At 53.8% G+C, this 22,100-nt stretch carries 21 protein-coding genes; 9 read left to right on the top strand and 12 right to left on the bottom strand.

The window, feature by feature from the left end:
- The first annotated feature begins 611 nt into the window (after positions 1 to 611).
- Complete coding sequence (locus Q0796_RS10925; RefSeq protein WP_298442922.1) at positions 612 to 1,991, top strand: DUF4124 domain-containing protein; 1,380 nt, start codon at positions 612 to 614, stop codon at positions 1,989 to 1,991.
- A 228-nt stretch (positions 1,992 to 2,219) separates the two neighbouring features.
- Here Q0796_RS10925 and ggt read toward each other — a convergent pair whose 3' ends face one another.
- The 4 genes from ggt to Q0796_RS10905 form a co-directional block, all read right to left on the bottom strand.
- Positions 2,220 to 3,890 (bottom strand): gamma-glutamyltransferase, encoded by a 1,671-nt coding sequence (ggt, locus tag Q0796_RS10920; RefSeq protein WP_298442932.1) that lies wholly within the window; start codon positions 3,888 to 3,890, stop codon positions 2,220 to 2,222.
- Between the two features lie 249 nt (positions 3,891 to 4,139).
- Positions 4,140 to 4,565: an MAPEG family protein gene (locus Q0796_RS10915; protein WP_298442919.1), complete on the bottom strand. Its 426-nt coding sequence runs from the start codon at positions 4,563 to 4,565 to the stop codon at positions 4,140 to 4,142.
- A gap of 61 nt (positions 4,566 to 4,626) precedes the next feature.
- Positions 4,627 to 5,985 carry a sodium:alanine symporter family protein gene (locus Q0796_RS10910; RefSeq protein ID WP_298442916.1) on the bottom strand — a complete coding sequence of 453 codons (1,359 nt, stop codon included), beginning with the start codon at positions 5,983 to 5,985 and terminating at the stop codon, positions 4,627 to 4,629.
- A 96-nt stretch (positions 5,986 to 6,081) separates the two neighbouring features.
- Positions 6,082 to 6,993, bottom strand: coding sequence for a LysR family transcriptional regulator (locus Q0796_RS10905; protein ID WP_298442913.1), 912 nt, complete (start codon positions 6,991 to 6,993; stop codon positions 6,082 to 6,084).
- 113 nt (positions 6,994 to 7,106) lie between these two features.
- Between Q0796_RS10905 and Q0796_RS10900 the strand changes: the two genes are divergently transcribed.
- Positions 7,107 to 7,709, top strand: a complete 603-nt coding sequence (locus tag Q0796_RS10900) for an NAD(P)H-dependent oxidoreductase (RefSeq protein WP_298442910.1) — start codon at positions 7,107 to 7,109, stop codon at positions 7,707 to 7,709.
- A 117-nt stretch (positions 7,710 to 7,826) separates the two neighbouring features.
- On the opposite strand, the gene Q0796_RS10895 is transcribed toward Q0796_RS10900, so the two are convergent.
- Genes Q0796_RS10895 through cmoA form a run of 5 tightly spaced genes read right to left on the bottom strand, consistent with a single transcriptional unit; the run spans position 7,827 to position 12,707 of the window.
- Positions 7,827 to 8,786: an alpha-L-glutamate ligase-like protein gene (locus tag Q0796_RS10895; protein ID WP_298442907.1), complete on the bottom strand. Its 960-nt coding sequence runs from the start codon at positions 8,784 to 8,786 to the stop codon at positions 7,827 to 7,829.
- A complete protein-coding gene (locus Q0796_RS10890) occupies positions 8,786 to 10,276 on the bottom strand; it encodes an inactive transglutaminase family protein (RefSeq protein WP_298442904.1) in 1,491 nt (496 codons plus the stop codon). Before Q0796_RS10890 ends, Q0796_RS10895 begins: the two co-directional genes overlap by 1 nt.
- Before the next feature lie 10 nt (positions 10,277 to 10,286).
- A complete protein-coding gene (locus Q0796_RS10885) occupies positions 10,287 to 10,994 on the bottom strand; it encodes a RimK/LysX family protein (RefSeq protein WP_298442901.1) in 708 nt (235 codons plus the stop codon).
- A gap of 4 nt (positions 10,995 to 10,998) precedes the next feature.
- Positions 10,999 to 11,982, bottom strand: a complete 984-nt coding sequence (gene cmoB / locus Q0796_RS10880) for a tRNA 5-methoxyuridine(34)/uridine 5-oxyacetic acid(34) synthase CmoB (RefSeq protein WP_298442931.1) — start codon at positions 11,980 to 11,982, stop codon at positions 10,999 to 11,001.
- The gene (gene cmoA, locus Q0796_RS10875; RefSeq protein ID WP_298442898.1) at positions 11,979 to 12,707 is read right to left on the bottom strand and encodes a carboxy-S-adenosyl-L-methionine synthase CmoA; all 729 of its coding nucleotides are present in this window, start codon (positions 12,705 to 12,707) and stop codon (positions 11,979 to 11,981) included. Before cmoA ends, cmoB begins: the two co-directional genes overlap by 4 nt.
- 153 nt (positions 12,708 to 12,860) lie before the next feature.
- On the opposite strand from cmoA, the gene Q0796_RS10870 reads away from it, so the two are divergent.
- From Q0796_RS10870 to ruvC, 3 genes are all read left to right on the top strand, one after another.
- The gene (locus Q0796_RS10870) at positions 12,861 to 13,541 is read left to right on the top strand and encodes a diguanylate cyclase (protein WP_298442894.1); all 681 of its coding nucleotides are present in this window, start codon (positions 12,861 to 12,863) and stop codon (positions 13,539 to 13,541) included.
- A 163-nt stretch (positions 13,542 to 13,704) separates the two neighbouring features.
- Complete coding sequence (gene aspS / locus Q0796_RS10865) at positions 13,705 to 15,474, top strand: aspartate--tRNA ligase (protein WP_298442892.1); 1,770 nt, start codon at positions 13,705 to 13,707, stop codon at positions 15,472 to 15,474.
- 133 nt (positions 15,475 to 15,607) lie between these two features.
- Entirely contained in the window at positions 15,608 to 16,129 is a 522-nt protein-coding gene (gene ruvC, locus Q0796_RS10860; protein WP_298442889.1) for a crossover junction endodeoxyribonuclease RuvC, read from the top strand.
- A gap of 8 nt (positions 16,130 to 16,137) precedes the next feature.
- On the opposite strand, the gene Q0796_RS10855 is transcribed toward ruvC, so the two are convergent.
- The gene (locus tag Q0796_RS10855; protein WP_298442885.1) at positions 16,138 to 17,109 is read right to left on the bottom strand and encodes a sensor domain-containing diguanylate cyclase; all 972 of its coding nucleotides are present in this window, start codon (positions 17,107 to 17,109) and stop codon (positions 16,138 to 16,140) included.
- Positions 17,110 to 17,370: 261 nt separating this feature from the next.
- Here Q0796_RS10855 and ruvA point away from each other — a divergent pair, with 261 nt between their 5' ends.
- From ruvA to Q0796_RS10840, 3 genes are all read left to right on the top strand, one after another.
- Positions 17,371 to 17,991, top strand: a complete 621-nt coding sequence (gene ruvA / locus Q0796_RS10850; RefSeq protein WP_298442883.1) for a Holliday junction branch migration protein RuvA — start codon at positions 17,371 to 17,373, stop codon at positions 17,989 to 17,991.
- A 28-nt stretch (positions 17,992 to 18,019) separates the two neighbouring features.
- The gene (ruvB, locus tag Q0796_RS10845) at positions 18,020 to 19,027 is read left to right on the top strand and encodes a Holliday junction branch migration DNA helicase RuvB (protein WP_298442881.1); all 1,008 of its coding nucleotides are present in this window, start codon (positions 18,020 to 18,022) and stop codon (positions 19,025 to 19,027) included.
- 105 nt (positions 19,028 to 19,132) lie between these two features.
- Complete coding sequence (locus tag Q0796_RS10840) at positions 19,133 to 19,654, top strand: TlpA disulfide reductase family protein (protein WP_298442878.1); 522 nt, start codon at positions 19,133 to 19,135, stop codon at positions 19,652 to 19,654.
- A 56-nt stretch (positions 19,655 to 19,710) separates the two neighbouring features.
- On the opposite strand, the gene Q0796_RS10835 is transcribed toward Q0796_RS10840, so the two are convergent.
- Complete coding sequence (locus tag Q0796_RS10835) at positions 19,711 to 20,472, bottom strand: NYN domain-containing protein (protein ID WP_298442876.1); 762 nt, start codon at positions 20,470 to 20,472, stop codon at positions 19,711 to 19,713.
- Positions 20,473 to 20,754: 282 nt separating this feature from the next.
- Between Q0796_RS10835 and Q0796_RS10830 the strand changes: the two genes are divergently transcribed.
- A complete protein-coding gene (locus Q0796_RS10830) occupies positions 20,755 to 21,234 on the top strand; it encodes an NYN domain-containing protein (RefSeq protein WP_298442873.1) in 480 nt (159 codons plus the stop codon).
- 61 nt (positions 21,235 to 21,295) lie between these two features.
- Here the strand turns inward: Q0796_RS10830 and Q0796_RS10825 are convergent, their stop codons facing one another.
- Entirely contained in the window at positions 21,296 to 22,051 is a 756-nt protein-coding gene (locus Q0796_RS10825) for a RelA/SpoT domain-containing protein (RefSeq protein WP_298442869.1), read from the bottom strand.
- Between the last annotated feature and the right edge of the window lie 49 nt (positions 22,052 to 22,100).

The raw sequence follows: 22,100 nt of genomic DNA, 5'->3' as shown, positions 1-22,100 counted from the left end.
CGGGCGGTCCCGGCAATGATCTTTATGCCGCAGCGGGTCATGCACAATAAGTTCAACAGCTAATTGGTACACAGCCTTTTTTGTGCCTGTGGCTGCGCGCTGATGTTTCGCCAGCGAGGTTAAGCGCACTGGGTTGGGTTCATCAGCCGTTATCGCTGCCGCCCATAGCTGTATTTATTCGTATTCGCTGAATTTTTTATTACCAGTTCGTTACCGTAATGCCGTTATAGCAGGCACCGCACGAAGCGGGGGCGGTGGGATCATTCCGCCACCAATCTGGTCAGACCTGAGCGGTGAAAACAGAGCGTTGAACTGGTAAAAAAGATTGCTTACCGATTGTTACGACTGAACCCCTTTGCAAACACAGAGCGAGTGTCTGACTGCGGTTCAAAAAGCCGCCTTTTACGCCCTTAGTGAGAAACTTAACTATCAGTTTTAACTCAGGATAATTTGTTAAATGGTTTTCTTATGCGAACGACTTAGTTAAAGTGTCAAAATGTTTCAGGAGTGTTAAAGATGATACGGTTTCGTTTCATTGATCCGCCACAGTGACATTTTAATATCCGAACAGACTCGAAACTAAACGTGCTGCGGTGATCAAGGAGGAACACATGCGTGCTCAATCACTACTCGTACTGATGCTGATGACAATGCCGGTTGATGCCGCGTTGTATCGCTGGGTAGATGAAAATGGCAAGGTCCACTATTCCGACAAAAAGCCATCTAAAAAACAAAAGTCAGATCAGTTGGAGATGCGCCGCAGTGGCTTGGTGTTGAAAGACGGCAAGCGCAGCCCAGCGGCCGATAACGCCGTTACCACTCTAACGGTGGAACCATCGGAGAAGCGGAAAGAGTTTCAAGTCATCAAAACCCGCACCATCCCGCAGCCTGAAGATAAATTGGATGCGGCAGCACTGGCGGCCAAAAAAGCCAAAGAGTTACGATTAGCAGCAGATAAAGCCGAAGCAGAAGCCAAACTGCACGCGGACGCCAAAGCGAAGGCGGAAGCCGAAGCGCAAGCCATTGTTGCCGCCAAAGCGAAAGCCGAAGCCGAGGCAAAAGCAAAGGCCGAAGCGGAAGCGCAGGCCATTGCTGCCGCGAAAGCAGAGCAGGAAGCTCAAGCCTTAGCGGCGCAACAAGCCAAAGAACAAGAGCAAGCACGGTTATTGGCGGCGCAAGCGCAGGCGGCGAAAGAGTTAGCCGCCAAACAGCAGGCAGAAAAAGAGCAAGCCGAACAACAGCGAGCGGCGCAGGAACAAGCAGAGAAAGAGGCGCAAGCGCAGCGTTTGGCGGCAGTAAAGGCCGAAGCGGAACGCAAAGCAACCGAGGAATTAAAACAGGCACGGGTAGAGATGTTAGAGCTGCTGCGTCGTGCCCAAGAGGCGGAAGCCAAGGCATTAGAAGCGGCGCGGATCGCCACGGAAAAACTGGCGCAAGCGGAACGGGAACGGGAACTGGCCGTGCAAGCGGGCAAGAAACTGGCTCCACCACCGGTACGTGAGCTGAAGCCGCAACCTGAGCCTCAGCCGCAACAGCCTGTTGCCGTTGCCAATAAAGTGGTACCGGCTGCCGCCAAGCCAGTGCTGCAACCGGCCGCGAAACCGGCGGTAAGCAAACCGAAGGCACCGTCGTTTGTGGCCAAATCCAAGCCCAAACCGAAGCCAGAGAAAAAGATTAAAATGGTGGCAAAGAAGCTTAATAAACAAGCGCCTGAGCCCGATGATGGTCTGAACTGTAAGGTGGCATCGAACAACGCCAAAACATCACTGCAAAAGATGATTTCGGTGAACAACAAGAACTTTAAAAAAGGCTATTTGCCCAAGGCCAACTACACCAGCTTGAATCAAGCGTTGCATGAAATTGGCTGGCGCATTTCCGAGTCGGAATGTAAGCGTTCTCGGGATCAAGTGCGGGCGTTCTATCGCTGCATGGCCGATGACGTAAGCCACTTGTCTGAATGCGGTAAACAGCATAATTACGGCACCCTATAACGGCAATAAAAGCAGATAAAAGAAGGGCCAATAACGCAAGTTATTGGCCCTTTTTGTGGCAAAAATCTGGGGTCGCACCCGCTTGGGTTGAACGATTCGCTGGCTGTTCACTGGCCAGTTGGGCGTGTTGCATTGCTGGGGGCATCTAGGTTCTTAGCGCCTTTGAGTTTGCTCTTTGAATGCGATAAGGGGCGCACTCATGCGTGAACTAAGGCATGAACTTAGCTGTTAGTAGCCCGCCGCGTGACCATCTTTACGACTTTCAGATGCACCACGGTAAACCTGATTGGCCGCATCCCACTCAATCGCTTGATAGCCGCCGTAAGCGCCAAGGGATTCTTGCAGGGTGTGACCCTTCAACATCAGATCTCGCTTGGTTTGGTAAGGAAAGCCCGACTCTAAGCTCACCACGCCACCGCGGTTCATCACTTGGCCGGTGGGCTGGCTTGAACCGGTGTGCAAAATGCGCGGCGCATCACCGGCTTCTTGCAAATTCATGCCAAAGTCGATGAGGTTAATGATGATCTGGGCATGAGCCTGAGGCTGTGTTGCCCCGCCCATCACCCCAAACGACAACCACGGTTTGCCGTTTTTGGTGGCAAACGCAGGGATGATGGTATGAAACGGCCGCTTGCCCGGAGCGTAGCTGTTGGCTTGCCCTGGGGTTAGGCTAAACAGCTGGCCACGATCCTGCAGCACAAAGCCCAGCCCCGGCGGGGTCATGCCCGATCCCATGCCGCGGTAGTTGCTTTGGATCAGCGACACCATATTGCCAGCGGCGTCGGCGGTGGTCAGGTAGATGGTGTCGCCGTGAAGCAGGGCCGGGTTGCCTGCTGCCACCGCTGGCGCTGCCGTGGCACCAATGAGCTTGCGGCGCTTATCGGCGTAGTTGGCGGAGATCAGTTCGGTAACTGGAACGTCGGCAAAATCGGGATCGGCATAAAACTTGGCGCGATCGGCAAAGGCCAGCTTTTTGGCTTCAACAAAGGCATGCACGTAGTCGGCACTGGTGCGCCCCATCGCGGCTAAATCGTAGCCTTCCAGCATCTTCAGGATCTGCAGCGCGGCGATCCCTTGTCCCGGTGGTGGCAGCTCCCACACATCTATGCCGCGATAGTTAATGCTGACCGGGGTGATCCATTCACTGCGGTGCGCGGCTAAATCATGGTAGCTTAAGTAGCCGCCTTGCTCCTGCATGTACTTATCGATGCGTTGGGCAATTTCGCCCCGATAAAAGCCATCGCGGCCCTCTTTTGCCAGCAGTTTATAGCTGTAGGCTAAACCGGGGTTGCGAAATACCTCGCCCGCCTTCGGCATGTTGCCATCGGCCATAAAGGTTTCTTTAAAGCCTGGGTATTGGCCGATGCGCGCCACGCTTTTATCCAGATAAAAGGCGATAAGATCGGACACCACAAAGCCATTTTCAGCGTAATCGATGGCCGGCGCTAAGATCTTATCCATCGGCAGTTGGCCAAATTTTTGATGCAGTTCAAACCAGCCATCAACGGCTCCGGGCACGCTCACGGGCAGCGGCCCATAAGGTGGGATGTATTCAAGCCCCAGTCGCTCGAAATCCGCCAAGGTCAAACTTTTGGGGCTACGCCCCGAGGCATTTAACCCGTGCAGCTGCTGAGTGTTGGCATCCCAGACAATGGCAAACAGATCGCCGCCGATGCCGCAACCGGTTGGCTCTACCAGCCCTAAGGTGGCGTTGGCGGCAATGGCGGCATCAACCGCACTGCCACCGGCTTTGAGGATATCCAGTGCAACTTGGGTGGCTAAGGGTTGGCTGGTGGCGGCCATGCCGTGCTGAGCATACACCGGTGAACGCGAGGCAAACGGTGCGCCGGTTACCCGATCGAAGGCGTAACTGCTGCAGCTGAAGGTGCCAAGCAGCATGGCGAGGGCAAGACGATTTGGTTGCATAATTTCAATCCATTGAAGTAGCGATTAACCGACTCTAATCAAAGCGGCCGCAAACACAAAGAACTTCGACGAAAGAGGAGGCGTGCTGCGAAGCGTTTTTGTTGGGCTCTGCTTATGATGGAAACGAAAACGCCCTACTGGCAGCTTTATGGCGGCCGCTCCAAGTGGCGGTACATCGCGCCAGCCCATTAAGGTGGTTTGCGTTTTTGATGGCCGTCGCGGTCAGTACAGCTGCAGTAGGGCAGTGATCAGCATCGCCCACAAACAAAGGCAAGATAAGAAGTAAGCGCCAAAGCGCCAGATAACCACATTAACGGTTAAGTGTATTGCCGCTTGTAACGTGCGAAACAGCACAAAGCCCCACGCCAATAGCCACTGCGATTCATCCACCAGCTGTTGCTGCATCAGCAACAAGCACAGGGCGTAAAATAGGATCGGTAACTCAGACAGGTTGTTCAGTTGATGGGCGGGGGCATTGACGTCGGCGGGGATCAGTTGGTTGGTGTCGCTGGGGCTTTTCATCTGTTCGGCGCTGATGCGATTGGCTTGCATGTAGCGGATGCGGCGAATAAACATCACCAGCCATACCATCAAGGTCAGCAGCATCAACCCCAGCATTGGCGGCATTAATGAATAATCTGCGCTCATAATGGCTCCCTGTTAATAGCAAAGCGGCAAAGCACTAGGGGGCTCTGCCGCTGCTGGTCAGTTAACTGTCGGCGGCGATCTCTTTGGCCGGACGGGCAAAGTAAGCCTTGGTGAGCTTAAACACCACGGGGCTGAGCAGGATCAGCGCAATCAAGTTCGGAATGGCCATCATTGCGTTTAGGGTATCCGCCAGCAACCAAACAAAATCCAGCGATGCCACGGCGCCAACCGGTACTGCTAGAGTAAACAGCACTCGGAATGGGGTAACGGCACGATCGCCCACCAAGTACTGCACGCAACGTTCGCAGTAGAAACTCCAGCCCAAAATGGTGGTAAAGGCGAACACCGCCAAGGCGATGGCAACAATGTAGTTGCCCATTGGGATGGCAGTAGCGAAGGCGCTGGTGGTGAGATCCGAGCCGGTATCGCCGCTGGTCCATACGCCGGTTAGGATAATCGCTAAGCCGGTAATGGAACAAACAATCAGGGTGTCGATAAAGGTGCCCAGCATCGCAATCAAACCTTGGCGCACCGGATTGTTGGTTTGCGCCGAAGCGTGGGCAATGGGGGCGGAGCCTAAGCCTGCTTCGTTGGAAAAGACACCACGGGCGACACCAAAGCGGATGGCCGCCCAAACGGCGGCACCGGCGAAGCCACCTTGCGCAGCAACGGGGTTAAAGGCGCTTTCGATCACCAGGGCAATTGCTGCGGGGATCTCGCTGAAGTTTGCGGCCAGTACCGCTAAACCGGCGGTGATGTAAAACAGCGCCATCATTGGGACTAATTTACCGGCAACGGCAGCGATGCGCTTTACCCCACCAAGCAATACCGCGCCCACCATAACCATCAACACCAGCCCGGTGATGAGTGGATCAACCCCAAAATTGGTGTTTAAGGCTTGGGCAACAGAGTTGGATTGAGTGCCGTTACCAATGCCAAAACCGGCAATGGAGCCAAACAGCGCAAAGGCGGTTGCCAACCAAGCCCATTTGGCGGAGAGGCCATTTTTGATGTAGTACATTGGCCCCCCAGCAAATTCGCCGTTGGGGCGGGTTTCACGAAACTTTACGGCCAGCACCGCTTCGGCGTATTTGGTGGCCATGCCGACCAGTGCGGTACACCACATCCAAAACAGCGCCCCGGGGCCACCCATCGCAATGGCGGTGGCCACACCGGCGATGTTTCCGGTACCAATGGTGGCGGAGAGTGAGGTCATTAAGGCGTTAAAGGCGCTGATGTCGCCATCGCCTTTACTGTCGCGGCCTTTCCATAACAGCGAAAATCCCAATCCGAGTTTACGAATTGGGATCACTCGCAGCCCAAGGGTAAGGTAAAGACCAACGCCTAAGATCAGCGCCAGCATTGGCACGCCCCAGACTACGCCATTGATCGTCCCAACCCATTCGGTAAGCATCTCCATGCCGCAACTCCTGTTGTTGTTTTAGTAATGGTGATCTTTATCACACAAAAAACATCAGAGAAAGGGCAGAAACAGACTGCTAACCAAATGCTTAGCTTAAATCTGCGTGGATTTTTGCTGTTCAGCGGGGGAACAGGCAACCAGCATGTCGGCAAATTCACTGGCGGCGGGGCCCAGTTTTTCCGGCTCTGGGATCACCAGTGAGATTGGCACCACCGCGCCGCCAACGCTGGCTTGGGTTAATTCAATCAGTTCACCGGCATCAATGGCTGGTTGGGCAAGGTGATCGGGGATCCAGCAAAAGCCAACGCCACGGCGCAAAATTGCCATCGCTTCGTGAAAGTTAGAGAAGGTCCAGCGCTGCTCGGATTTTAACCAGCCCACCAGATCTTTATTGGCATCGGCGCCGGTATCGCGGATCACGATTTGCAGTTGTTGCGCCAGCAGGTTCTCGTCAATCTGCGTCTCTTGACTGAGGGGGTGATTTGGGGCGCACACCAGCAGCAACCGCACGATCCCCAACGGGATCCCACGGTAGCCTTTGGGTACGCGGCCGGTGATCACCAGATCGAATTGTCGGTTTTCGATGGCGGCGGTGCTGCCGCTAATGACGTTATCAATGAGCACCACGCGGCTGCCGCGACTCTTCGGGTAAAAATGGGAAAGGGCTTGGTATAAGGCTTCTGTGGGGTAGAGGATCTCACGGGAGACGTTGATCTCGGGCTCCCAGCCTTGTTCTAAGTTGTCTGCTAATGTTTCGAGCTGCTCGATGCCTTGGGTTAAAGCGCGAGAACGGCGCAGTAGCACTTCACCCTGTTTGGTTAATTGCGCTTTGCGTCCTTTCACTTCGAGCAGTTGCACCCCAAGCAGCTGTTGCAACTTGGCAACGGCATGATTCAACGACGACTGGCTTTTATTTAATGCGGCTGCTGCTTGGGAATAACCACCATGATCTACTACCGCTTGCAGGATCCGCCACTGCTCTATGGTTGTATTTGGTCGGTACATGTGGGGCAACCTTCGTTCGAATATATAGAAAGATATGGCCGTAATTATGGGCTTTTTGTTCTAACTGGTTCAATTAAAATGGCCGCATCTCTTCACAGAATTGGAACGCCGCCATGAAAACCTTACTTGTCGTTAACTCAAGTCCAAACCAACATAGCAGTACAACTCGTGAGTTGGCACAACATTACACCGATAGTTGGTTGGCACAGCACCCAACCGGGCAGGTTGTGCAACGTGATTTAGTGGAAACGCCACTGCAGCCGCTGGACAGCGATACCATTGCGGCGTTCTATACCACTGAGGATCAGCGCGATGAAGCGGCCAAGCAACGCATTGCGTTATCGGATCAATTGGTGGCGGAATTGGCTGCCGCCGATGACGTGGTGATTGCCGCACCGATGCATAACTTCTCGGTGCCGGGCTCGCTGAAACTGTGGATTGATTTGATCTGCCGTGTTGGGGTGACTTTCCGTTATGGCGAAGCGGGACCGATCGGGTTACTGCAAGGCAAGAAAGCCACGCTGATCACCTCCCGCGGTGGTCGTTACAGTGCCGGCAGCTATGGCGCGGCGTTAAACCATCAAGACACCATGTTAACGACCGTGTTGGGCTTTGTTGGCATTACCGAGGTCAATCACGTGACCGCAGAAGGGATGTCAGGCGAGAACACCGCTAAGGACGAGGCTAAGCTGCAGCTGTCCGCTCTGTTCAGCTAAGCCAGCGTTTAGGGTGTGCTTGAATCGGTTTTGGTTTTGGGATGCTAAGAGGGTTTGGTGTGCAAAACGCCAGCGCAAATGCGCTGGCGTTTTTGATGGGCTAGCGGCAATCGCCGTTTAGATTGAGGCAGAGTTACCGCCAAACCACTCTTTGGCTAGTTCTATGCGTTGCTCAACGCTGAAGCTTTGTTCGCCTAAGGCTTCGATCTTTTGTAACCGTGGCAGTAAGCCTTGGTTATTGGCGATCTGAATGGCCAGCCCGGGGCGGGCGTTGAGTTCGAGCAGCAACGGCCCCTGTTCGCTGTCGAGCACCATATCGGTGCCCAAATAACCCAGGCCAGACATTTCGTAACAGCCGGAAGCCAAGTGCAGCAGCCGCTCCCAATGCGGCACCTGCATCTGCAGCAGATCTTTGTCGGTATCGGGGTGGCGCTGCACGGGTAAGTCGTGTTGTACCGCTCGGATCGCCTGGCCGGTGGCGATGTCTACGCCCACACCCACGGCACCTTGGTGCAGATTGGCTTTGCCGTCCGATGCGGCAGTTGAGAGTCGCAACATGCCCATTACCGGAAACCCCTTAAAGATGATTAAGCGAATGTCGGGCACGCCTTCAAAGGAGTAGCCTTCAAACACCGGATCAAACTTAATCAGCGCTTCAATCACCGCCACGTCGTTTTTGCCGCCTAATGAGAACAGCCCGGCGAGAATGTTCGAGCAGTGCCGCGCCATCTCGCTGTGGCTGACTTCCTCGCCGGAGGGCTTAAAGTAGCGGCCATTGTCGACTTTGGTGATCACCAAAATTCCTTTGCCGCCACTGCCTTGGGCTGGTTTGATGCAAAAGCCGGATTGGCCTCGAACTCGCGCATTCACCTCGGCCACTTCGTGCTGCTCTTTGATGACCGAGATCAGATCTGGGGTATCGATTTTGGCGGTCAGCGCCAGCTGCTTGGTGATCAGCTTATCGTCTACCTGCTTATAGAGCTTGCGCGGGTTGTAGCGACCGATGTAATCGATGTTGCGCTGATTCATCCCCATGATGCCGCGTTGGCGCAGGGTAAAGGGGTTACAAAAGATCATCAGTCGTCTCGCGCCAGTGGCGCGAAACGGCGCAGTTCCAATAAACGGTAACCGGTGTATTGGCCCATCCATAGGATCAACGCCAAGATCACCAGATGCACCCCAAGGAAGTTGTATGCCCAGTGGCGCACCAGTTCGTTGTCCATCGCGAGGTAGGTGATCACCGCCACCAGCAGTGAGCCGCCGCCTTGCACCAACACTTCATGGGCGCCTTCCTCTTCCCACAATATCGACATCCGTTCAATGGTCCACGCCAAGATAATCATGGGGAAGAAGGTGATGGTTAAGCCTTCGGTTAAGCCTAGGTTGAACGCCAGCAAGGTAAATCCGGCGATGATCCCCAGCACGACAATCACCACCGCCGAGATGCGCGATATCAACAGCAGATTGAGGTTAGACAGGTAGGAACGGATCACTAAGCCACAGGCCACAATCAGCAAAAAGCCCAGTAACCCCGTCAACAGTTTGGTTTGGATAAACGCCAAGGCGATCAGCACCGGCATAAAGGTGCCAGAGGTTTTTAAGCCGATGATCACTCGTAAAAACACCACCACTAAGACGCCAATGGGGACAAGGAACAGGCCACGCAGCAGCGATTGTTCTTCCAGTGGCAGGTTGTACAGCGACAGGCCGTTGTCGCTCATCATGTCGATGGCGGTCGCAAGGGCTGGGCGAGTCTCTTCGATCATCGAAAAGCTGACTTTAGAGTTGTGGCCACCGCGCAGATCCAACACCGATTGACCGTAGCGTTGCCACAGCAGCAGGTTATCTGGCCGACCTTCCGCGCCGGTGCGCGGATCAAACAGCACCCAGTGTTGCTGATCCATCACTTCAACCATTGGCATCAGTTGCTGGCGACGGCGACCATCCTCTAACGATAATGCCATCACTTTTACTGCCGGCACGCCTTTGGTGTTGAGCAGGCGCACCATCAGATCGGCGTTGCTGTATTGGCCTTGCAACAGGCTGAGGTTTTGCTGGCTGGTGCCGGTGGCGATCAGCTGGGCCAGTTGGCGCGCAAACGAGATATTGCTGGCGCTTTTGCTGTGGGCTTCGTTGATCAGGGCATTGGCCGCCGGTTGCAGGTGGCTGTCCCAGGTGACATCGGCCACCGTTAACTGTTCGCGGCCATTAAGCGGTTGCTCGCCATTACTGGCTAAGTTGGCGGTGTAAAACAGCTCTTGCTGGCCACTGACTTGCCGCCGTGTCCAGATGGCACGGCGCTGTTGTTGTTGCTCCACCATGGATAAGCCGTAGCCATTAGAGGCGGCAGACTCCGACATTAAGGTGAAGTTAGGATCCTGTGGCAGAGCCAACGAAGCCTCAACGGCACCGCCGGCGTCAAAGCTTATGCGCGCTTCTACGGTCCACACGGTGGTGGCGGTGGCGGGCAGTAACGGGATCCCGTCGGCAACGTTGCGGTAGCCGGTATAACCCAGCCCGCTCAGTAGCAGTAATAAAATCAGCAAGTAAAACGGTTTGCGAGACACCTAATGGTCCTTATTGGCTTTGCACGTATTGTTTTGACACATCGACAACGGCAATGTCTTTGAAGAACTTTCGTCCCAGCAGCAAGGGGTATTCCATGTGGCTGCGGTTCGTCAGGTTTACTTCGGTCTCGCCGTTGTAAGTTCCTATCTGCAAACGCACTTTTATCACCGGACGGCGCTCGGTTTGATTTGCCGAGGCTTTTTTAATGGCAACAAAATGGTCCACCTTTGCTTCAAACTGAGTCGGGCTGGCCTCTTTGTTTGGCAATTCAAACTGCACCCAATCTTCGCCGTTGCGTTCAAACAGCACCGGCTTGAGGATCCCCATTGAGGTGCTGGCGGCACCAGTGTCAACCCGGGCATCAAACTGGCGATTGAAATCCGGCGCGGTCACTTTTTCGGCGGCACCAAAAACCATTTTGTCGGTGCTGCTGTTGATCACCACCGGTTCGCAAGTGGGGATCGATTCGGGTTGCGCCGGTTGCAGCTTCGCTAACTGGGCAGCCAACGCCGTTACTTGCTGCCGCAACTGTTGCTGTTGCTGTGCTTGTTGCTTGGCTTGCTGCGCCTGTTGTTGCTGTAACTGGCTGCTTAGTGCGTTGCTGTGAGTGTTCAGGGCAGCAGCAAGTTCGGTGGCGCTGAGTCCCGGTGCTGGGCTGGTGCTAACGCAGCCAGATAACATCAGGCTGGCGACCAAGGCGATCAAAAAACGGCGCATTGGTTTACTCCTCAGATACGGGCTTTTCAGCAAGGATAACGGCTCGTTTGGGCGCGGGGTGACCTTCAACGGTTTTGCTTGGATCATTGGGATCTAAGTAATCCGCCAGTGATTCGTTGGTCATCCAATCAGTGCGCCGTTGTTCATCAACGCTGGTGACGTCTTCGTCCACCAAGCGCACATTGATGAAACCACACTTACGCAACCACAGCATTAACGCCGCACTGGATGGCAGGTACCAAACGTTGTTCATCTTGCCGTAACGCTCGGCAGGGACCAACACCTGATTTTCATCGCCATCGATAACCAAAGTTTCTAATACTAACTCGCCGCCTGCTTTCAACTGGTCCCATAACTGGAACAGGTGATCGATGGGGCTGCGGCGGTGATACAGCACCCCCATGGAGAACACCGTATCGAAGGCGTGCAGTGGCGGCAGCTGCTGGATCCCAAGGGGCAGCAAGTGGATATCTTGTTGATCGCCACTGAGTTTACGCACCGCTTCAAATTGGGCCAAGAAGAGATCCGAAGGATCCACGCCAATCACTAATTCGGCGCCATCCCCGAGCATGCGCCACATGTGGTAGCCGCTGCCACAGCCCACATCCAGTACCGTGCGGTGCTTGAGTGGGCTGATGTGATCTTTTAAGCGTTCCCATTTCCAATCGCTGCGCCACTCGGTGTCGATGTGGATCCCATACAGATGGAATGGCCCTTTGCGCCACGGGTGCAAGATTTTCAGCAAGTTGTGCAGTTTTTTCTGCTCGCCTTCGCTGATCTCATCGCTGCCGCCAAAGGCCACTTGGCTGCTGATGTTGATCAATTGTGGCTGTCGGTTAGGCAGTTTATCCAGCACCTTTTGCCACTTGGGGAACTTGCCGTTTTTGTGGAATTTGTTCCACTGGGCCAGTTGGGATGGGGCGGTTTCAAGCCAGTGATTTAGCCGAGTACCGGCAATGCGTTTGTAGAAGTTACTGAAATCCATTATTTCACCGCGATCATTGAGGCGAAGCGGTAGCACTGGTACCACACTTCCGATTCGTCAAAACCGGCGGCACGAAAGCGCGCTTGGTGATCGGCCAAGGTGTCCGGCTTCATTACATTTTCTAGGGCATTACGCTTTTGGCTGATCTCCAGTTCGGAGTAGCCATTGCCACGCTTAAAGTCCAGATACAGGTCGTCCAGTAATTGGTGCATCCGTGGCTGGTCATAATTCAGTTTCTCTGACACCACCAACAAGCCACCGGGCTTCATGCCAGCGTAAATCTTATTGATTAACGCGCTGCGATCCTCGGGGGCCAAAAACTGCATGGTGAAGTTCAGCACCACCATCGAGGCGTCTTCAATCTCAACCTGACGGATATCGGCGCAGTGCAGTGCCACGGGCACCGCAGAGACAAACGCCTGCAGGTGTTCGCCTGCTCGGCGGATCATCGCCTCAGAGTTGTCGATGGCAACTATCTTTACAGAGTCTTGGTTGATGCCACGGCGCATCGCCACCGTGGCGGCGCCAAGGGAGCAGCCTAAGTCATAGACGTTACTGTTTGGCTGCACAAAACGGCGCGCCAATTGCGATAGCGTTGCGAGGATCTCACCATAGCCAGGGATGGAGCGGGAGATCATATCGGGGAAAACCGCAGCCACTTTGTCATCGAAGCGAAAATCGCTGATCTGCTGTGGTTGCGAAAAAATTTGGTCTTGCTTTGAGCTCATGACGGGTTCCTGCAGAGTAGGGCGCCGATTTTAGCGTTACGGCTACGACACGGGCAAGCACGAGCGGCCGTGATCACATTAGCTGGGCTAATTTTGTGCCGGATTTGTCGAATTGAGCCAAATTTTAGCTAACCAAAAGGGAGTTAAGCAGAAATGATCCGGCTTATGGGGTGGGGATTGATGTGGCTGGCGGCAACAGGGCAGAGCGTGGCGGCGACCGAAGGCGCCCATGCGCTGCCAAGGTACGGCGGTTGGCTGCTGGCGGCGCTGTTGGTTGGTGTGTGTGTGGTTTTGTGGCTGGCGTTACGGCGCAGCAAACAGAAGCGGCGGCAGTTACTGCGGATGATGGATAACGATCTGCGCCTTGATGCCATTACCGAATTACCCACCCGTGCCCCCTTTGATGACCGCCTTACGCTGGCGGTCAATCGTCATCAACGGCAGCAATCGCAGTTTGCGCTGCTGCACATTCGGATTGAACCCAGCAGCTTGTTTGAGCAAGACAGCGCCGACGATCTGTTGCAGCAACTGTGTGGCACTTGGCTGCAGTCGTTACGCCGCTCCGACACCTTGGCGCGTTGGGATCTCAACGAGTTTGTGGTGCTCTTAGAAAGCTTGGAACAAGTGGATGGGGCAACGGCGGTGGCACGCAACTTAATCAACCAAGGCGAAGAGTGCGCCAGCAAGCGGGCGGCAGCAACGGAACTGAACCTGCATATCGGCATTGCGATATTTCCCAATCACGGCGCTGACGGCATCAGTTTGCTGCAGGCGGCGACGGAATCCGGCTATAAAGCAGCCGAAAAGGGCAGCAGCGGTTATCAAGTGGCTTAAATTCGCGGCCAAAACGGTTGATTTGCCAGCAAAGACGTAACGGAATGATCTCTGTTACTTCTGCTTACTGTGCTTTTTCTCTATACTGCGCCATTGCCAAATTTTACTGTGGGGCTGACCTTTCGGCCTCACTTGATAACGCTTTTGAAATACAGGAACGACGATGCGCAGCCATTATTGTGGAAACGTCACAGCGGCCCAAGACGGCCAAGAAGTAACTTTAGTGGGTTGGGTAAACCGCGCTCGTAACATGGGTGGCGTGGTTTTCTTGGATCTGCGTGACCGTGAAGGGATCGTACAGGTAGTTTACGATCCCGATTTACCGGAAGCCTTTGCGACCGCGTCGAGCTTGCGTAGCGAGTTCTGTGTTCAGGTAAAAGGGTTGGTTCGTCTGCGCCCAGATAGCCAGATCAACAACAACATGAGCACCGGTGAAATCGAGATCTTGGGTAAAGAGTTGACCATCATCAACCGTGCCGAGCCTCTGCCAATCGATTTCAACACCGACGTATCTGAAGAGCAGCGTCTGAAGTACCGCTACTTGGATCTGCGTCGCCCAGAGATGACCGAGAAGCTGAAATTCCGCGCCAAGGTAACCTCTGAAGTGCGTCGTTTCTTGGATGACGCGGGCTTTATGGATGTGGAAACCCCAATCCTGACCGCGGCAACGCCTGAAGGCGCGCGCGATTACTTGGTGCCGAGCCGTACTCACAAAGGCCAGTTCTTTGCTTTGCCACAATCGCCACAGCTGTTTAAGCAGTTGCTGATGATGTCTGGCATGGATAAGTACTATCAGATCGTTAAGTGCTTCCGTGATGAAGACTTACGTGCCGATCGTCAGCCAGAATTTACTCAGATTGATATTGAAACCTCGTTCATGTCTGCTGAGCAGGTGATGGCGGAAACCGAAACCATGATCCGCACTCTGTTTAAGAAGATGCTGAACGTGGATCTGCCGCAATTCCCGCACATGACCTACGCCGAAGCGATGCGTCGCTTTGGCTCTGATAAGCCAGATCTGCGTAACCCGCTGGAACTGGTAGATGTTGCTGATTTGCTGAAAGACGTTGAATTCAAAGTATTCTCAGCGCCAGCGAACGATCCAGAAGGCCGTGTTGCGACCTTGCGTGTACCAGGCGGCGCTAAGCTGTCTCGTAAACAGATCGACGAATACACCAAATACGTTGGCATCTACGGTGCTAAAGGTTTGGCGTGGATGAAGATCAACGAAGCGGGCAAGGGCATCGAAGGCGTACAATCGCCAATCGCTAAGTTCCTGTCTGACGACATCGTTAACGCGTTGATTGAGCGTAACGGCGCTGAAGCGGGCGACATCATCTTGTTTGGTGCAGACTCCGACAAAGTAGTGACCGATGCCATGGGCGCGCTGCGTTTGAAGGCCGGTGAAGACTTTGAACTGCTGTCTGGCGATTGGGCCCCACTGTGGGTGGTTGACTTCCCGATGTTTGAAAAAGCAGACGGTCGTTACTACGCCTTGCACCATCCGTTTACCGCCCCAACCAACATGACGCCAGCTGAGCTGGAAGCCAACCCAGATACCGCACTGTCTGATGCCTACGATATGGTATTGAACGGCTGTGAGCTCGGTGGTGGTTCGGTACGTATCCACCAAGCGGATATGCAGGCAGCGGCGTTCCGCGTGCTGGGCATTTCCGATGAAGAAGCACAAGAGAAGTTTGGCTTCTTGTTGGACGCATTGAAGTACGGCACCCCACCTCACGCGGGTTTGGCGTTTGGCTTGGATCGTCTGATCATGCTGATGCTGGGTGCAGACTCTATCCGTGAAGTGATGGCGTTCCCGAAAACCACCACTGCGGCGTGTCCGTTAACCAACGCTCCGGGCACCGCGAACGCCGAGCAACTGGTTGAGCTGGGCATTCAGCACATTCCACAGCAAGACAAAGACGCCTAAGCGTTTCTTGTTGGGAGTTCTCCCACGCTGAAGAAAACCCAGCCACCGGCTGGGTTTTTTTATTCGTTTTTGGGTAGATTAGCGCCATCACGTCTTTCTTTTATTTAGTCATTACAGGCAGATCTTTAGCAACATGAGCATCATTTTAGGCATCGATCCTGGCTCGCGAATTACCGGTTACGGCGTCATTCAATTTGATGGGCGCAAGCCGGTTTACCTTGGCAGCGGCTGCATCCGCTTACCGGATGAAGAACTGCCGCAGCGGTTAAAGGTGGTTTACGACGGAGTGAGCGAACTGATTAAGCAGTTTCAGCCAACCGAGTTTGCCATCGAACGGGTATTTATGGGGCGCAACGCCGATTCGGCTTTAAAGCTGGGGCAAGCCCGTGGCGTAGCCATTGTGGCGGCGATGAATCAAAGCCTGCCAGTGGCGGAATACTCGCCCACGCAAATTAAGCAAGCCACGGTGGGCAGCGGCGGGGCGAAAAAGGAACAGGTGCAACACATGGTGGCCGCCATGTTGAAACTGCCGGGCATTCCGCAAGCGGATGCGGCGGATGCGCTGGCGATTGCGATCACCCACGCCAACATGCAACGCGGCTTGGTGGCGCTGGCGGGCAAGTCCACTGCTCGGGTGGGTGGCCGCTACCGTTAAGGGCCGAATCAGCCGTTTTCGGCGGTTAAGGTTCGTTTTTGTTGATACATCTTGCGATCGGCTCGTTCAAGCAGCGCATCAATATTGTGCTGCGCTGCTGGCGCTATCGCCGTGGTACCAGCGCAAAATTGCAGTGGGTAGGGCAGCGTGCGGCTTTGATTAAATTGCCGCACCGTTGCGTATAAGCGGTTAAGCGCCCGCCGCGATTCAGCTTCTGTGGTGTTGGCGGTTAAAATAACAAATTCATCGCCGCCCAATCGAGCCACCACATCGCTGCTGCGACAATGCTGCTGTAATAACGAGGCAAATGCTCGTAGGGCATTATCGCCTTCACAGTGGCCAAATTTATCGTTGATCTCTTTGAATTGGTTTAAATCGATAAACGTTAGTGTGCAGGGTTGCTGGGCACGACAAGATAAGCTCAACACCTGCTGCGCCAACCCTAAAAAACCACGTCGATTGGGCAACTGGGTAAGCTCGTCCATGGTTGCCATTTGCATCACGATCAACTCTTGCTGCACACAACTGGCCAAGTCTTGCAGGATCTGCTGCTGTTTGGCACCAAAGCGACGCGGCTTGTGATCAATCACGCAGAGGGTGCCAAGCAAGGTGCCGTCGGGGTAGGCGATGGGGCAGCCAGCGTAAAAGATCACATGGGGCTCGCCGTTCACCAGTGGATTATCAGCAAAGCGCGGATCTCGGCTGGCATCGTTAATAATGAACAGTTTGTCGTGCAAAATAGAGTGGCCACAAAACGAAAAATCACGATGAGTTTCATTGGCCTCTAAACCCACCTTAGATTTAAACCACTGCCGGTTTGCGTCCACCAGCGAGATCAAGGCGATTGGCATGTTAAACACCTGATGCGCTAAGCGGGTATAGCGATCGAACCGAGCTTCGGCGGGGGTATCTAGGATCCCAAGGGATTGCAGATTGGCCAAGCGAACCAACTCATTGCTTGGTAGAAGTGGCTTTTGCATAGTGAGCATCCTTACTCGATATCCATTTCTAGTGGATAACTATAGACAATTTAACAAGTTAATCTTAATTACTGCGACGTAGCTGACAACCGAGCACGGGTGGCTACCGCGGCGATTGTGGGCTGAGGTGCCGTTTGCTCCCATGTCTGTGGGGTAAAGGGTGACGGCAACCGGAAAAACCGTTAGTATCGCAACCACTGTAAATATGAACAGTGGTTGGCAACGCCACTGCGCTGGGCAAGTGATTAGGAGAGGCAACCCGTGATTGGACGTTTACGAGGACAATTGGTTGAGAAAACCGCACCAGAGGTGGTGATTGAGTGCGCTGGTGTTGGCTACGAAGTACAGATGCCAATGACCTGTTTCTACAACCTGCCAGAGGTCGGCGCCGAAATTACCGTGGTGATCCACTTTGTGGTGCGTGAAGACGCGCAGCTGCTGTATGGCTTTAACAGCAAAGAGGAGCGTGCGCTGTTCCGCGAACTGATTAAGACCAACGGGGTTGGCCCGAAGATGGCACTGGCGATCATGTCGGGCATGTCAGCGGAACAGTTTGTGGATGCGGTGCAGGCGGAAAACGTGGTTGGCTTAACTAAGATCCCTGGTGTTGGCAAGAAAACCGCCGAGCGTTTGGTGGTTGAGATGCGCGATCGCTTGAAAAACTTCAGTGCACCGCTGTTGACCCCATACGCCGATCGCCTTGCAGGCAACGCCCAAGACAACCCGTTCACGACCCAACCGGATCCAGAAGAAGACGCCATCGCAGCCTTGGTTGCGCTGGGTTACAAAGCGGCGGCAGCCACCAAAGTGGTGGCCAAGGTAGCCGCACCGGGGTTAAGCTCGGAACAGATTATTAAAGACGCGCTTAAAGCGATGCTGTAAGCGTTGGCGTCTCTAGCAAGGCAGACAGATGATTGAAGCAGATCGCCTGGTGGCGGCACCGGTAGAAAGCCGGGAAGAGGAAGTGATCGACCGTGCCATGCGGCCGAAAATGCTGGGGGATTATACCGGCCAAGCGGAAGCGAAAGGGCAGTTGGATATCTTTATCCAAGCGGCACGCTTACGGGGTGAAGCCTTGGATCATCTGTTGATCTTTGGCCCGCCGGGGCTGGGTAAAACCACCCTTGCAAACATTGTGGCAAACGAGATGGGGGTTAGCATTAAATCCACCTCGGGGCCGGTGCTGGAAAAAGCCGGCGATTTGGCGGCTATGCTGACCAACCTAGAAGCCCACGATGTGCTGTTTATTGATGAGATCCATCGTCTTAGCCCCGTGGTTGAGGAGATCCTCTATTCGGCGATGGAAGATTACCAGCTTGATATCATGATTGGCGAAGGCCCAGCCGCTCGGTCGATTAAGCTGGATCTGCCGCCGTTTACTCTGGTGGGCGCCACCACCCGTGCCGGCGCATTAACCGCGCCATTACGGGCGCGTTTTGGCATTCCGCTGCGGTTAGAGTTTTACAACGTTAAGGATCTCACCACCATTGTTGGCCGCAGTGCCGAACAGCTGAATTTGGATATTGATGCAAACGGCGCGATTGAAATCGCCCGTCGCAGCCGTGGCACCCCGCGGATCGCCAATCGATTGTTACGCCGTGTGCGTGATTTCGCCGAAGTAAAATACGACGGTCGCATTACCGAAGAGGTGGCCGCTGGCGCTTTGAATCTACTTGATGTGGATAAAGAGGGCTTTGATTATCTTGACCGCAAGTTGCTGACCACCATTATCGATAAGTTTAACGGTGGCCCTGTCGGGTTAGAAAACTTAGCCGCCGCGATTGGTGAAGAGCGTGAAACCATCGAAGATGTGCTGGAGCCATTTTTGATCCAGCAAGGTTTTTTGCAGCGTACGCCCCGTGGCCGTATCGTGTCTGATCGCACCTATCTGCACTTTGGCTTAACCAAACCAGAATAAGGTGTAACTTGTCAGCCAAATTAACGGTCTGCTTATGCAGGCCGTTGTGCTATTTAGCGCACGAAATACGCGAATTAAGAACAAGCCTAAGGAGTAAGACTGAGCATGGCGATCAACAATCGAGTGTGGCGCGGGTTAAAAGAGCTGAGCCTATGGGCGTTGGTGCTTTTGCTTGGGCTGTGGCTTGGCGGCTGGGCCCGAGGGTTAATGATGTCAGCCCCGCTGGCGGGAGTGCCCGCCGTGACCTTGCCGCAATTGGCGCAACCCGATCATAATCCAACACCGCTGTTGCAGTCGCAAACCCAACTGCTGTATCTGTTCGCGCCTTGGTGCCACATCTGTAAAGTTACTTTCCCGCAGTTGCAATCGTGGCAGCAGCAAGGCTTTCGGGTAACTCCGGTTGCTTTGGATTATCAAAGCATTGGCGAGATCAGCGAATTTGTTGGGCAGTTTGAGCCCGCGCCAACGGGGGTGTTAGTGGGGGATCGGGTATTGCAGCAACAGTTGGGGTTGGTGGCGTTTCCCACCTACTTAATTGTCGATGGCAGTGGCACGGTGTTGTCTAAGCGGGTGGGGTATATGCCGGAATGGGCGTTGTCACTTTATCTGCGTTACTACGGGGTCTAAAGGCTGCAACAAAGCGATGTTGCAGCGCGGGTGGCTCATTCCTATGGGAAGGCGTGTTATTTAGTTAGCGGTCGATAAGCAACGATATTCACAACCCCTTTGCCTTTAAATTTGGTCATTTCAAAGTCGCTATTTAAGGTGGCGATGATGTCCGGCAGCTTTGTTTCCCCGTAAGAGCGAGGATCGAAGTCGGGCTTGAGCCGTTTTACAAAACTGCCGGCGGCGGCGATGTTGGCCCAGCCTTCGTCGTCTTGGTATTTTTTCCAAGCTTGCTTAAGCAATGGGATCAGCTCGGCCGTTTCACTGATGTTTTGCGTTTCTGGGGTGCTAGGGGCGCGGTTGGCATCAAACTTCGCTTTGGGTTTGGTCTCTTCTTGGGCGAGGTTTTCGGTAAAGATGAAATCATCACAGGCGTTTCGAAACGAGATTGGGGTTTTCTTTTCCCCTACCCCAAACACAAAGATCTCCGATTCGCGCAGTCGTGACGCCAGTTTGGTGAAATCGCTGTCGCTTGAAACCAACGCAAACGCATCGAACTTGTCAGAATACAACAGATCCATGGCATCGATGATCATCGAGGCATCGGTGGAGTTTTTACCGGTGGTGTAGGCAAATTGCTGGATCGGTTGGATCGCCAGCTCGTTCAAACTCTGCTTCCAGTTTTTTAAGTATTCAGATGACCAGTCACCGTAGGCGCGTTTGATCACCACATGCCCGTGGGCTGATATCTCATCAATAATGGCTTTCACTTTTGAATATTGGGCATTATCAGCATCGATAAGAACCGCAATTTTCTTATGATCATCTAAATCTTTCATGCAATACCTTTGAGGAGCGCTGCCGTAAATTTATTACCGTAGTTGTTCAGGCCACACTGCCGTATTTACGCTGCTACTTCAATGCGTTTGCGCGGTTGTTACGCTTGATGTGTTGTTATTCGTACCCCACTAACGTGGATGACGGCCGCGACCATGCTCGGGAACGGTGCGATATCAAGGGTCGATTGATTTAATCGCCGGTTAGCGGGAAATCCGTTGCCCCAGTGGCGCTGATTTTCGGTAAGCTATAGCCCTATATTGTGATCCGCAGCTAAGGCCCCAATGCAATCGGTTTTGATCCTTGTTGACGTACAAAACGTCTATTACACCACGCGCCAAGCCTTTGGTTGCCACTTTGATTACAACCAATTTTGGGCGCAGGCCACCGCCAATCGGCAAGTGGTGAATGCGTTTGCCTATGCCACCGACGGTGGCGATGAAAAACAGCGCCAGTTTCAAAACATTTTGCGTGGCATCGGCTTTGAGGTGAAATTAAAACCTTACATCCGCCGTGCCGATGGCAGTGCCAAGGGCGACTGGGATGTGGGCATCACCATTGACGCGCTGGAATACGGCCGTGATGTGGATGTGGTTATCTTGCTGTCTGGCGACGGTGATTTTGCCATCTTGGCACACCACTTACGGGATAAATATGGGGTGGAAGTGGAGGTGTATGGGGTGGCGGAATTAACAGCCAAGGCGCTCGTGGACTCGGCCAACCGTTACGTGGCGGTGGATGACCCCTTATTACTGCGGCGCTGATGCAACAATGCGGCAATTTAATTGCAAAAAAGGAGCCAATCGGCTCCTTTTTTATTACCCATTAACTCACTTGGCGAACGGGGGCGATGTAATCTCGCCACGCCTGTTGATACATCAGGCTTGATTGCTGCCTCAGTTTGCTGATCCTAGCGTTATCAAACTCCGTTAACGGACTGCTGCTGCGTTCAATGTGTTGGATCTGCTGGTAGATGTCATGTTCTGGGCCATTTTTAATGGCGGCGATTTCGGTTAAGTGGATCTGCACTTCGGCCAGGTGGCCAGAGTAGGGCAGTCGCACCACTAAGTTCATGTCGCGGTAACCGTTGGCTTTCGGGGTTGCGAAGCGATTCTTTACCCGAATGACCTCAACTTCTTTGCTGATTTGTCGGTAAGCGCGAACCACTCCGTCAATGTCGTCGGCCACTAAAGAGCTGCGGGCCAAATCGGTTAAGCGGCTCACATCGCCACCTAAATCAGCCGTGAGTTTCGCTTGCGCGCGTTGTTCCGATTTTACCGCTGGGATCAACGCTTGGGTAGCAGACAAATAGGCGCTTTTTTGGGTTAGCATCGCCAATTCAGTTTGGGCTTGCTGCGCTTGTTGATGCAATTGGTCGAAGTCGGCCAGCGCTTGCTTTGGCTGGTAGGTTTGGTAAGAGCTGATGGACTCAAGCACGTTGCCTTGGTGGAAGCGGCGCTGCTCGGCAACGCTGTCGTCGCCTCGTGCTTGTTGTTCAAATTGGGATTGAGAGGCCAGTGGTGCGGAGGTTTGCCCCACCATTAACAGCATCGCTAATGCTGTCTTTAAATACTTTCTCATTTCGACTCCTTTGCCGAACACTAGAGTAAAAATAATGGGGTTCGGCTTA

It is taken from the genome of uncultured Ferrimonas sp., assembly GCF_947489035.1.
In the GTDB taxonomy this organism is placed as follows: Bacteria; Pseudomonadota; Gammaproteobacteria; order Enterobacterales; family Shewanellaceae; genus Ferrimonas.
The sequence above is the reverse complement of the archived record's forward strand: the minus strand, read 5'-3'. Positions and strand labels throughout refer to the sequence as shown.

Bases quoted from the DNA above. Each gene is read 5' to 3' on its own strand.
- Q0796_RS10825 (WP_298442869.1), bottom strand. From the start codon at position 22,051: ATGAGAAAGTATTTAAAGACAGCATTAGCGATGCTGTTAATGGTGGGG.
- aspS (WP_298442892.1), top strand. From the start codon at position 13,705: ATGCGCAGCCATTATTGTGGAAACGTCACAGCGGCCCAAGACGGCCAA.
- Q0796_RS10925 (WP_298442922.1), top strand. From the start codon at position 612: ATGCGTGCTCAATCACTACTCGTACTGATGCTGATGACAATGCCGGTT.
- Q0796_RS10870 (WP_298442894.1), top strand. From the start codon at position 12,861: ATGATCCGGCTTATGGGGTGGGGATTGATGTGGCTGGCGGCAACAGGG.
- cmoA (WP_298442898.1), bottom strand. From the start codon at position 12,707: ATGAGCTCAAAGCAAGACCAAATTTTTTCGCAACCACAGCAGATCAGC.
- Q0796_RS10895 (WP_298442907.1), bottom strand. From the start codon at position 8,786: ATGATCTTTTGTAACCCCTTTACCCTGCGCCAACGCGGCATCATGGGG.
- Q0796_RS10905 (WP_298442913.1), bottom strand. From the start codon at position 6,993: ATGTACCGACCAAATACAACCATAGAGCAGTGGCGGATCCTGCAAGCG.
- Q0796_RS10840 (WP_298442878.1), top strand. From the start codon at position 19,133: ATGGCGATCAACAATCGAGTGTGGCGCGGGTTAAAAGAGCTGAGCCTA.
- ggt (WP_298442932.1), bottom strand. From the start codon at position 3,890: ATGCTGCTTGGCACCTTCAGCTGCAGCAGTTACGCCTTCGATCGGGTA.
- Q0796_RS10835 (WP_298442876.1), bottom strand. From the start codon at position 20,472: ATGAAAGATTTAGATGATCATAAGAAAATTGCGGTTCTTATCGATGCT.
- Q0796_RS10830 (WP_298442873.1), top strand. From the start codon at position 20,755: ATGCAATCGGTTTTGATCCTTGTTGACGTACAAAACGTCTATTACACC.
- Q0796_RS10885 (WP_298442901.1), bottom strand. From the start codon at position 10,994: ATGCGCCGTTTTTTGATCGCCTTGGTCGCCAGCCTGATGTTATCTGGC.
- Q0796_RS10855 (WP_298442885.1), bottom strand. From the start codon at position 17,109: ATGCAAAAGCCACTTCTACCAAGCAATGAGTTGGTTCGCTTGGCCAAT.
- Q0796_RS10915 (WP_298442919.1), bottom strand. From the start codon at position 4,565: ATGAGCGCAGATTATTCATTAATGCCGCCAATGCTGGGGTTGATGCTG.
- Q0796_RS10910 (WP_298442916.1), bottom strand. From the start codon at position 5,985: ATGGAGATGCTTACCGAATGGGTTGGGACGATCAATGGCGTAGTCTGG.
- Q0796_RS10900 (WP_298442910.1), top strand. From the start codon at position 7,107: ATGAAAACCTTACTTGTCGTTAACTCAAGTCCAAACCAACATAGCAGT.
- ruvC (WP_298442889.1), top strand. From the start codon at position 15,608: ATGAGCATCATTTTAGGCATCGATCCTGGCTCGCGAATTACCGGTTAC.
- ruvB (WP_298442881.1), top strand. From the start codon at position 18,020: ATGATTGAAGCAGATCGCCTGGTGGCGGCACCGGTAGAAAGCCGGGAA.